Annotated in this window: 18 protein-coding genes and 1 pseudogene; 1 reads left to right on the top strand and 18 read right to left on the bottom strand. The window is 46.3% G+C overall.

Features of this window, described 5'->3' with window-relative positions; all coding sequences use genetic code 11:
* Positions 1–26: 26 nt before the first annotated feature.
* The 18 genes and pseudogenes from P5674_RS08570 to P5674_RS08485 form a co-directional block, all read right to left on the bottom strand.
* Entirely contained in the window at positions 27–251 is a 225-nt protein-coding gene (locus tag P5674_RS08570; RefSeq protein WP_014277243.1) for a reverse transcriptase N-terminal domain-containing protein, read from the bottom strand.
* 1140 nt (positions 252–1391) lie between these two features.
* Positions 1392–1712 carry a hypothetical protein gene (locus tag P5674_RS08565; protein ID WP_231852027.1) on the bottom strand — a complete coding sequence of 107 codons (321 nt, stop codon included), beginning with the start codon at positions 1710–1712 and terminating at the stop codon, positions 1392–1394.
* A complete protein-coding gene (locus P5674_RS08560) occupies positions 1676–1819 on the bottom strand; it encodes a hypothetical protein (protein WP_231852028.1) in 144 nt (47 codons plus the stop codon). Before P5674_RS08560 ends, P5674_RS08565 begins: the two co-directional genes overlap by 37 nt.
* A 5-nt stretch (positions 1820–1824) precedes the next feature.
* Positions 1825–2007 (bottom strand): annotated as a pseudogene (locus P5674_RS08555) (PD-(D/E)XK nuclease family transposase); the annotation flags it as partial.
* Positions 2008–2156: 149 nt separating this feature from the next.
* Complete coding sequence (locus P5674_RS08550; protein WP_006616686.1) at positions 2157–2801, bottom strand: Fic family protein; 645 nt, start codon at positions 2799–2801, stop codon at positions 2157–2159.
* A 341-nt stretch (positions 2802–3142) separates the two neighbouring features.
* Entirely contained in the window at positions 3143–3601 is a 459-nt protein-coding gene (locus P5674_RS08545; RefSeq protein ID WP_006616684.1) for a hypothetical protein, read from the bottom strand.
* Positions 3601–3918: a hypothetical protein gene (locus P5674_RS08540; RefSeq protein ID WP_014277247.1), complete on the bottom strand. Its 318-nt coding sequence runs from the start codon at positions 3916–3918 to the stop codon at positions 3601–3603. The genes P5674_RS08545 and P5674_RS08540 overlap by 1 nt, the downstream gene beginning before the upstream one ends.
* Positions 3919–3969: 51 nt before the next feature.
* Complete coding sequence (locus P5674_RS08535; protein WP_014277248.1) at positions 3970–4317, bottom strand: AAA family ATPase; 348 nt, start codon at positions 4315–4317, stop codon at positions 3970–3972.
* A gap of 78 nt (positions 4318–4395) precedes the next feature.
* Positions 4396–4908: an AAA family ATPase gene (locus P5674_RS08530; RefSeq protein WP_014277249.1), complete on the bottom strand. Its 513-nt coding sequence runs from the start codon at positions 4906–4908 to the stop codon at positions 4396–4398.
* Between the two features lie 247 nt (positions 4909–5155).
* On the bottom strand, positions 5156–5407 hold the full coding sequence (locus P5674_RS08525) for a GIY-YIG nuclease family protein (RefSeq protein WP_014277250.1): 252 nt from the start codon (positions 5405–5407) through the stop codon (positions 5156–5158).
* Positions 5408–5458: 51 nt separating this feature from the next.
* Positions 5459–6091 carry a hypothetical protein gene (locus P5674_RS08520; protein ID WP_234933485.1) on the bottom strand — a complete coding sequence of 211 codons (633 nt, stop codon included), beginning with the start codon at positions 6089–6091 and terminating at the stop codon, positions 5459–5461.
* 46 nt (positions 6092–6137) lie between these two features.
* Entirely contained in the window at positions 6138–6269 is a 132-nt protein-coding gene (locus P5674_RS08515) for a hypothetical protein (RefSeq protein WP_286131425.1), read from the bottom strand.
* Between the two features lie 35 nt (positions 6270–6304).
* Positions 6305–6670, bottom strand: a complete 366-nt coding sequence (locus P5674_RS08510) for a Uma2 family endonuclease (protein WP_231852029.1) — start codon at positions 6668–6670, stop codon at positions 6305–6307.
* 47 nt (positions 6671–6717) lie between these two features.
* Complete coding sequence (locus P5674_RS08505; protein WP_014277253.1) at positions 6718–6984, bottom strand: hypothetical protein; 267 nt, start codon at positions 6982–6984, stop codon at positions 6718–6720.
* A 34-nt stretch (positions 6985–7018) separates the two neighbouring features.
* Positions 7019–7717 carry a helicase gene (locus P5674_RS08500; protein WP_231852030.1) on the bottom strand — a complete coding sequence of 233 codons (699 nt, stop codon included), beginning with the start codon at positions 7715–7717 and terminating at the stop codon, positions 7019–7021.
* On the bottom strand, positions 7647–8009 hold the full coding sequence (locus P5674_RS08495) for a hypothetical protein (protein ID WP_286171738.1): 363 nt from the start codon (positions 8007–8009) through the stop codon (positions 7647–7649). The genes P5674_RS08500 and P5674_RS08495 overlap by 71 nt, the downstream gene beginning before the upstream one ends.
* Before the next feature lie 670 nt (positions 8010–8679).
* Positions 8680–8844, bottom strand: coding sequence for a hypothetical protein (locus P5674_RS08490; protein ID WP_014277257.1), 165 nt, complete (start codon positions 8842–8844; stop codon positions 8680–8682).
* The gene (locus tag P5674_RS08485; protein ID WP_006616819.1) at positions 8816–8992 is read right to left on the bottom strand and encodes a DEAD/DEAH box helicase family protein; all 177 of its coding nucleotides are present in this window, start codon (positions 8990–8992) and stop codon (positions 8816–8818) included. Before P5674_RS08485 ends, P5674_RS08490 begins: the two co-directional genes overlap by 29 nt.
* A gap of 345 nt (positions 8993–9337) precedes the next feature.
* Between P5674_RS08485 and P5674_RS08480 the strand changes: the two genes are divergently transcribed.
* Complete coding sequence (locus tag P5674_RS08480) at positions 9338–10369, top strand: hypothetical protein (RefSeq protein WP_006616818.1); 1032 nt, start codon at positions 9338–9340, stop codon at positions 10367–10369.

Genomic DNA, 10369 nt, shown 5'->3' with positions numbered 1-10369 from the left:
GGCATGGCTGACCGTGGAACCCGCCCCTACAGCCGCACTGCTAAGAGCCGGGCATAGTATGATTTCACCAATAGACGTTGCCACCTTCTAACCTTTGCATTTTGTCCCGATTTAGCTGCTTGAAATATACTCTTTTGGAGCTTGAAAACTTTCCGTTGAACCTTAGTCCATGGGATTGCCTTCCATGCGTTGTTCGTAGTCTTGATTAGTTTTGGTTTCCCAAACCCTTTCTTTAAACTCGCTATCGCCATTTGTACACCTACTAGGCTCTATTTCTTTACAATCAAACCGTGACCTGTTAGCATATCCCTGCCATTACAACAGGGCGTTGGCTTTTGGTCACATCTCACCCCCTAATAGGCTTGCGCTTACACTTTCACTACTGACTCTCTCGACCAGATTGTCGGAGCCTAGAAGGGGTTAAAACGTTCCGTTTGTATGGGCATTCCATCTTTAGATTTGTCCTCTCCACCGAGGTACTTTAAAGGTCTGTGTAGGTGTTAACAAAAATACCCTACTTTTCCCTATACTCTTTTGAGCGCAGCGTATCAACCTATTTCGCTACTTAGAATTTACGATGGTTCAAGCCGGACATTCGGTTTCCCTAATCATGGATGGTTGGCAGTGGTCAAGTTTGGCAGTTGGTTCTGCTTCATGCCTTCCGTTCCCCGCTTCAATCCTGAGATTGTGATTCCCAAAACTGGGGGTGGCTATCGCCGTTACCCTAATTTCCTAGCTTTTACTTATCCATTTTTGGGCTTACTATAAGGAATTTGTATAAGTTAGTTCGCTTTGACCTTGGGTTCCCTGCCTCGTTTTGTATCGTTGTGATACTAAACTTCGGGACGTACAAACAGTTATGAGGATGGTCAGGAGTGCGCTCCTTATATTCAACCAAGGGGCTGAAGTCCCCACCAGGCGGTTATTTCAGGTATTTCAACCATATTTCATGCCTGAACGTCTCGCACTTTGTATATTCTATACCAAACGTTGGGACATATAAACAGTTATGAGGATGGTCAGGAGTGCGCTCCTTATATTCAACCAAGGGGTTGAAGTCCCCACCAGGCGGTTATTTGAGGTATTTCAACCATATTTCATGCCTGAACGTCTCGCACCTATATTATCAATATTAGCCTCTTTTCGTTAATAAGCCTCTGGCTGCCAGATGGAAAATAGGGGGCCCACTACATCTAGCTCAGTGATGCAACGGCTGGCTTTATCCTGATTTAAGCTTACCTGGCGATATTTCCTCGCCTCTGGCTGTGCAAACGCAGTGGTGTTCAGGTTCAGCAATGCCGTCCGGTGGTTGTGGCGGGTTTTGTAACTGTTGGATTAACCAATTGGCAGCAGCGATGAGCTATAAATTGATTTTAGGCTTTTTTTCCTCCTTAACTTTCCGTTGCAGAAAGGCAACCCCTTCCGCCATAGGCTTTTCCCAAGGATCGGCGGCGGTGAGGGAAGGCAACCGACCCCTTTGCTATTTGAACCGTAGCGCCCGTTTTGCTAACTCTCGCGCTTCTTCTACGGAGAGATTGACTCCCTTGGCGGCGATCGCGAAGCTCAGGCGAGGGAATCGCCTCTGCGACGAGTTTCAGCCGTTCCGCGTCCGTTAAATCTTCCCGACAAATGCGGGAGACTTCCGGGCTTTTGGGTAGGGCTAAACCCTTAATTTCTAGGTGAATTTCCCCGCTTTCTGGATTAACTCCCACATTGCATCGACGGCATCAGGTTCCGCAATCAAGTTGGTAAACCGGGCGCGGGTTTTACCCGGTGCGTCGCGGGTCGCCCGCCCAATCATTTGGACAATTTCGGTCAAACTGGAAAGGATTGCACATTCAAAACCTGCCTTTCAATAATCACCAATGTGCCGTCATTCAAGCGCACTTTAACATCGAGATAGGTATCTTTTAACCCTTCCAGTTGTGCTGGCAAATTCGGCTTAATGATTTCCAAGTCTTCAATAGTGGAATTTCCCTCATAGACCCAACCATTGAGAAAACTGATAAAGTAGATCAATCAAGCCCTTAAAATCATTTAAAGGCTGTTATTCCAATACTCTAACCCAGTCACCATGACATTTTGTAGCCACTGCTGGAAACGGGGAATCAAATTTTCCTGTTCATCAGCATAGGAAAATTGAAACGGAGAATCAGTTAAAGGCTGAAGATAGCTAAAAATACTTGCTTTTTGCTCTTAGCAAAAAGATTAATTAAACTCGATAATTCACCGCAGTCCGCATCTTCCAAAGCGGCAATATAAACGGCGAGATCGTCCCGGGTTATCACTAAAGGAAACCAACTCGCTTGGATGAAAACTAAACTGGCTAAACAACGAGCAACCCGACCATTTCCATCTTGAAAAGGGTGGATTTGGGTAAATCGATGATGCAACCAAGCCGCCTCAATTTCTGGGGGAACTTTTTGTTCTTGATGTTGATGATGTAAGGTGATTAATAGCTCCATTTCCGATGCTACTTGTTCCGGCGGACAATACTCGTGAATTGTGCCATCTGGTCGGAGGGGGTTATTGGGTTGACGTTTCCAGTCGCCTTTAATTAAGGAAACCCTAAAGATTTTTCCCTGTGGGTTTAAGGCTTCTGTGCTTTCCTGACTCTGGGTTAAAACTTGATGTAACTGCTTGATATAAGAATTAGATAGATTTCTTTGACCCCCAACAAAATCAAATAATCCCTCAATGGCAGCCTCTTGATCTTTAATGAGCGAAACGACCTGTTTAACTGGAATATCTGTAGAGCCGTGAGGGATTAATGCTTCATTAATTCCCTGTTCAATTAACAAACGAGTGATGCCGCGATCTATGGTGTATAAACGCTCAATAATTCCGGTTTCAATGGCGATTTCCCGCCGCAGCTTTTCGCTAAAGATTTGAAACTATCCCGATTGACGCATGCGATCTGCTTGCTCGTTCCAAACGGTGACTAAAGGGGGCAGTTCACTACTAGCTAAATCTTGCCAGTTACAGGGTAAATTTTCTATGGGTTTCCACAACATAAAGTTTCATTTATATACTGACCCTATTATAACAAGCTGTAAGACTATAGCAAATGCGATTGGCCTTGTTTGCATCACGAAAGCTCTCCTATCTCCCTCACCAAATTACTGTCTTCCTCTTAAACATTTTAAGGATGGGAATCATACCCCTGAAGGTGAGTATCTAAAGACCAGATAAACACCCGCCGATTGGGAAACAAGCGCCTCGATTTTTCCCATTCTTGGATAATTGACAGATCACCCATACCCTTACCTTGTGTTGCTGAATCCGGAAAATCAGTCAACCAGAGTTGCACTTCATCCAAAGTGGGAACCTGCATTACCGTCCAAGGGGTTTCTCCGGCGATCGCCATTTTAACTTGCTCAACAAACAACTCAGCACATTGTCGGCGCCAACGACCCTCACTGATATGAGCAATATTATGATTTCCGGTTTCATAAACAACCGCCATTGGTAACAGCAAATGGGTTCCTTTTTCCAAAAAATCCCTAAGTTGTTCCATGACTAAGCCTCGCTCATCATTCAATTTAGGAATATTAAGAACATTACAAAAAACCGAAGTATCGACAATCGAAACATCCGCCATTAGTGAGCCTCCACCATGGAATTAAGCGAAGTCAACCAGTCTAGAGCCTGCTGTTTTTTGTTCTCATTTCCTGGATGCTGCTTGACAAAACGTTCTAACAGTCCCCGAGTCATTAAATGACCCACGGAACCCTGAGCAATCAGTTCCGGGTAATCGGGAATATCTTGCAACCGAATTAACTGACTTGACCCATCATCAGGACTGCGATAACAAAATTCAGTCTCAGGAATTGCCTCATCAGGAAGAGCATCTAATAAAGCAGGATTATGGCTACTAATGAGAATACGGAGGTTACGTTGTCGAGCAATTTCAGCCATCCGAGACAGTAAGGCACTCGCACGACTCGGGTGTACACCATTATCGATTTCTTAAATGACTACTAAACTTTCTTCCGGTGCAGAAAGTAATACTGCTGCAATGGATAAAACTCGCAGGGTTCCATCAGACAATCTGGCGGCATCATAAGGAGTTGCCACCCCTCCAAAGGTTTCAGTGAGTTGTAACATCACCTCATCCCGAGGGGTTTCTAAAAAACTAATCTCCTCAATATTCTGTTCTGGAAGACTACAAACAAAGTCTAAAACCGCCTGCTTAGAGGTTGTAGATTGACATAAATTATAAATAACTCCCGATAAATTTTGCCCTTTCTCACGCAAAATTAAATCGGTTTTGTGACCATAGTTTTTCATCAAGCTAGGCTCTGGTTCTAAAAACACAATTCCACTTAAATAACGGACATATTTTTCTCAACAATTCGGGATAATTTCTTGACTTTTGAGATTTTCAGGTCGAAATCAAATGGTACTTAAAAGTTGGGCAAAAACCGCCAAATAAATACTACAAAACAGGCTCGGTTTTTTGCTGCGTTTTGCGAAATTATTATAAGTCACAAAAATATCACTTCCTGCCCCTTGCGGTTCACTGGTGATTTCAGACAACGGAACTTTAGAAGTTGAACTGGTAATCCGTTCTTGCATAACCTGCAAATGGTTGTCTGAACTGAGTCCTAGTTGAATCTCAAAACTTTCCCAATCGGGATGGTTTGTCAAGCCAGCTAGTTGAAATGTCTGCTTTCCTCTATATCCCAAATGTTCGACATTATCTCGAAAGAAATTATCTCCTTTTTTTTGCGGATTTCTGAGCAATCCAAGTCTTTCCCCAGTGGCAAGCCGAGATAAAAGCCGCAAGGCTTCAATAACATTACTTTTACCGGAAGCATTGGCTCCAATTAATACCGTAAGCCGCCCTAAGTGCAATGTCGCCGATTTATAACTTTTGAAATCTTTTAACTCTATTTCTGTAATCATCGTCGTTCACTCCGTTGGTGAGTTAAACTATTAAACTCTGCGGGTTCCCAAAACCCATGGGAAAATGTCCATTGTGGGAACCCAATTGCTTTTTATTACTAAAATGTGTTATGATACTCTAATAATACTGGCTAATTCCGGCTCATATTGGAATTGCTCAATGGTGCCGTCCTGGATTTTGGCGATCGCCTCTTCAATGGCATCTAATGGCACTAGAAACGACTCTCTAGGCTGGACTGGGAAAAAATCAAGAAGAACGATCCATCAATTCCAGGTCTAATCGCGCCCCCGCGAAAAACTTATGTAGGAGAAGCTCTAGCTTTTTCGGGTGGATATTTGCCAGTTGAAAAGTGGCTACAATTTCCACATCTGCTAACAGATAGTTAGGGTTATGCTTTGCCTTAGCAATGCGCTTTTTAACATCCCCACCCGTCACGCCAATTTTATGAATAATCGACCGATTTTTGGCTATAAAAGGCTCGTCAGATAGGCTCCGCAATACATAAATATAACCCGTGATTAAATCATCATCATCTGATTTAACTTCTGGTTAGGGCTGACCGGAAAATAAACGCCCCCAATCCCGCCGATCCAGCTTAGTGATGCGGCGGCTGGTTTTATCCTTATTTAAGGCTCGCTGAAGTGATCTAAACAGAGGATTGCTCTCAGCCGTGCCATCATAAATTACCCGGAGCCTATAATTTCTCAGACCATAGTCAGTGATCAACATCTCCCCCGTCTCTGCTACCAGAACTTTTTGACCATCAAGAATAAACAAATCCCCTTGATTAATGGTGGCATAATCCTGATATTTCACGGCTTGGCGATCGCCTGTTTTTAACTGACGCTGAACTTCCTCAAAGATGGGTTTAAATTCATCAAAATTCTGGCAGGGAAACCGCTGGGCAATTTCTTCCGCCGCCTTAATTTCTTGACGCGATCGCACATGAGTTAACTGGGTGATATCATTTTCGGGAGCAGCATCAACCCCCAAAGAAGCCAAAAGCGCCGCATCAATTTGGTCCTCTTCCAGGTTTTCTGATTCGGTAAAACTGGCATCATTTTCGATGTTTAAAAGTCCTCGGTAGTCCAGAGGTTCAAGGAGGGCGCGACATTCCGCCGATTCCCGCAAACGTTCCAGGCGCACTGCATAGAGGCGCTCGAAAATATCCCGATCGCCCATAAGTTGAGGAAGTCTACCTTTTTCGGCAACAAAGCGATCGATTTCCTCAAACGAGCGCGATAATCCGTTCTTCTCTAGGGGAATATTCGGGAGTCGCTTCCGGGGCGATATTTATCCCCAACTGTGCCAACAGTTCTAAATCTTCATCAGTGGTAGATTTGGGCGGGGATTTAGCCATTGTTTTCCTCGTGGTGTTCAGGTTCAGCAATGCTCTCATGCATGTTCTGGCGGGTTTTGTAACTGTTGGATTAACCAATTGGCAGCAGCGGTGTTGGTTTCGGTGTTCAGCCGTTCTAGGGTTTGTTCTAAAAGGGCGATCGGCAACCCCGTCAATACTTGGGACTGGGCGATCGCTTCATAATGCCCCAATGGAGTCAAGCTAAAGGCAAAAATCCGCCGCCCTTTCATATCAACCACCCAATATTCAGAAATCCCTAAGCTGGCGTAGAGTTGCTTTTGTTCATCTAGGTCAAGGCTGAGGGTAGTATCAGCAATTTCCCCCACCAAGTCCGGCAAACGGTGGCGACGCAAGTCAATCCGGCGCGGCTGGTCCGGGTTGCCATCGGGGAATATTATCACCCTTGTACAGCACTAAATCTGGCGCACAGGCGTGGGTATCGGGGCATTCAATGACAAGCGCGACCATAAGATTGCAAAACAAACTCAGGGTGCAGAAATACCCAAACAAAGAAAATTGCCGTTATCAAATCACTGAACGAAGCATGATTCGGTCCTTCTTTACCCATATCTACCCACAACCATCCTTGATGAAATGAGATTTTTTGCCAGTCTATATCCGGGTGATCCCGGATAGCCACATAGTCTTGCCAGGTGGCGTTGTGGCGTTGGAGGATGGAGTTTGGGGGGGTGGGTTTTTCTAGGGAGAGCTTCATGGATTTTCACCTCCAGATGAGCTATCAATTGATTTTAGGCTTTTTTTTCCTCCTTAACTTTCCGTTGCACAAAGGCAACCCCTTCCGCCATGCACTTTTCCCAAGGATCGGCGGCAGTGAGGGAAGGCAACCGACCCCTTTCCTGTTTGAACTGTAGCGCCCGCTTTGCTAACTCTCGCGCTTCTTCTACGGAGAGATTGACTCGCTTGGCGGCGATCGCCTCTGCGACCAGTTTCAGGCGTTCCCGACGAGTGGACTTAGCTAGAATCGCGTATGCTTCCCCAAAAGGATTAATCCGGTCAATCAGATCGATATCTAAGTCTGTCACCGATAGGGAAAACTGCCGCACCCCGTCAATTAGGGCGGTGTTTTTGGTGGCTACCCCGTCCCCTTCGTTACTGGTTTTCTTAGCTTGTTGTACCAAATTGAGAGCGGCTACTGCGTGTTGGCGGACGGCTTCGCGATCGCCTTCATCCAGTAGGGGGAATTTCTGTTTAATAATTTTACCCATCCGTAGTTGGGTGAGTTCCTCTGCCACCAATTCCTCATCAAATAGACCGCGCTCGATACTCGGCTTATCTTGGACAAAAGCCGTCACCAATTCCGTTAAATCTTCCCGACAAATGCGGGAGGCTTCCGGGCTTTTGGGTAGGGCTAAACCCTTAATTTCTAGCTGAATTTCCCCGCTTTGGTGGCTTAACTCCCACATTGCATCGACTCGGATCGTAGCCACTTTCTCCATAGTCAAAGCCGGGGGTGGGTTGATTGTCCGGGCGCTTGGGTTTGAACTGAAAGCGGGGGGCTAGGACTTGTTCCATTAGCAGACTGGCAGCGATCACCTTAATCGTATCATTCACCGCCTCTGTCACTGCCATCTCGCTGGCATCAGGTTCCGCAATCAAGTTGGTAAACCGGGCGCGGGTTTTACCCGGTGCGTCGCGGGTCGCCCGCCCAATAATCTGGACAATTTCGGTCAAACTGGAACGGTAACCAATGGTTAAAGCGTGTTGTACCAATCCAATCAAAGCCTTCTTTAGCCATCAGGGGGGCAATGATAATATCAACGCGATCGCGATTATCTTTGTGGGTGGGGTCCTTCAGTGCGGCTGCCACTTTATCCCGCTTGCTGGGGTCATCATCCACCAAATCGGCAATCTTGAGAATCTTACCCGGGCGCGGTTTTGACCCATTGAAATCCTGCAAGTGGAGGCGTGCCTTGCCATTCTCCCAATGCCTCAATAATATGTTAAGCGTACCGGATTTTGTCCTTGGTACTCTCGCGGGAATTAACGTTAGGAATATGCAGAAAGCGTTTTTTCGTTGGGGCCCGGTACCTGCATGATTTCATCGGTGTAGCTACCGGAGTAAAAATAATAGCCGATATCCAGTTGTTTTAGGTGTTCATAGCCGTTGAGTTGTTCATAATAGTGCACCGGTAGTCGTGGTGAAATTTGGCTTCGTCTTCGGGATGTAGGACTGCTTCGGCATCCCCCCGAAAATAAGAACCCGTCATGGCCACGATATGGGTTTTGTCGCGAGCCATCAGTTGGCGGATATGGTCTCCCAGCTTGTTGTCAGGGTTAGAGGAAACATGGTGAAACTCATCAACCGCAATCAGGCGATCGTAAGCGCATTTCTACGCCAAATTTATCCACCGCAAAGCCGAAGGTGGCATGGGTGCAAATTAAGACTTGATCATCGCGCTTCGAGAAAGGTTTTCACCGCTTCTACTTTACCGCCATCGCTGCCGTCTGGCTTGCAGAGGTTCCACCGGGGTTCAACGTGCCAATCTGCCCAAAAGCCAAACTTAGTCAGAGGTTCATCATGGAAACTAGCACCGATCGCCTTTTCCCCCGGCAACGACGATCGCTTGTTTCAGGTTCTGGTTTTCCAGCTTATCGAGGGCGATAAACATCAGCGCCCGACTTTTCCCAGAGGCGGGGGGAGATTTAATCAGCAGATATTGTTCCCCCCTTTTTTGGTAGGCGATCTCTTGATTATGGCGCATCAGGGGGGCGTTGGTGCGGGTAGAAGTGCCATCGGTGGGCGTAGGTTACGGAAACGGAAGGAATGGCGATCGCTTGCTTCATGGTAGTTCGGTGTTTCTGATTAGAGGGGGATTAACAAGTAATTTAAGGATATTTCCGGAAATATTATTCCAGTTATGGTGGTATATTGACTCATTATCTCACACAACAACCATGCCATTGTCCAGGTCTTCAGTTGCCGATTGTACGGACTCAGGAAATACAGGTCTGTTATCAAAGAAGATTCGGATTTACCCAGAAACAGCTTTGCCTAAGACCTGTTAATGTATAATGTTCCGGCAAGTCCATAACCATTACGCTAGTAGATGCCTGAAATTCCCCAATCTGCGACTGAACTCGCTGAGGTTCTCACCGAGTTGAGTGACCTTAATTTTGAACTCCCTGATCCTGAAGATGAGGAAGTTTCCGACCATGAATTTGCTCATCAGGTAGACACAGCCTGGAAAGTGTGCGATCGCTTTGATTTACAAACCGAAATTTGGCGGGGACGGATTTTGCGGGCGGTTCGCGATCGCGAAAAACGAGGCGGCGAAGGTCGGGGAATGGGTTTTCTCCACTGGCTCAAACAGCGAGAAATCAGCAAAAGTCAGGCTTATGCTTTAATTGAACTGGCTAATAGTGCTGATACTCTCCTGGCTGAGGGACATCTGAACCCCGATGCTATTAACAATTTCAGTAAACGAGCTTTTATCGAAACCGCTAAATCTTCCCCAGAAGTACAGCAAATGGTCAGTGATGTGGCCTGTGCAGGCGATCGCATCACAACAAGGGAAGTCCGCCAACTGGCTGATGAATGGACCGCTATGAGTTCCGATTTGGTTCCTGATGAAGTCCGGGAAAAAGCCGCTGTGGGAGCGCTTCCACCCCGTTATCTAGCGCCTCTGGTGCGGGAAATGGAAAAGTTACCAGATACCCACGTTGGGGAAATTCAACGAGAAATGGTCGCTAACCCTGATGTCGATACCGTGCGCCAGTTAACCTCTGATGCTCGTAGTTTAGCTAAATATCTTGATGCTGCTGCACAGGTTCAGGCTTTAAATCAGTCTTCGGTAGATCTGGAAATGGCTTTGGAAGAGGCTTTGCGGGTGGGGTGTTTAGCTACGGCTTCCGATTTGGTTAAGCAGGCTACTCAGTTGGAACAAACTATTGTTAAACTTCATAGCACTTGGCGACGAGTGGGGAGTCTCGCCGATCGCTTATATGTAGATACCGGAGCCAGTACCCCCCACTTGCGATCGCTCCTTAATTGTCTCGAACAGTTAGCCGGTCAGGTGATTGAGGTTAATCTAGGAGATAGCGACGAGGGGAAAATCCGCCTCCAAATTCTCTCGGACTGA

It is taken from the genome of Limnospira sp. PMC 289.06 (assembly GCF_032350395.1).
Taxonomy (GTDB): domain Bacteria; phylum Cyanobacteriota; class Cyanobacteriia; order Cyanobacteriales; family Microcoleaceae; genus Limnospira; species Limnospira platensis.
Note: the sequence above shows the minus strand (reverse complement) of the source record. Positions and strands in the feature narration are given on the sequence as shown.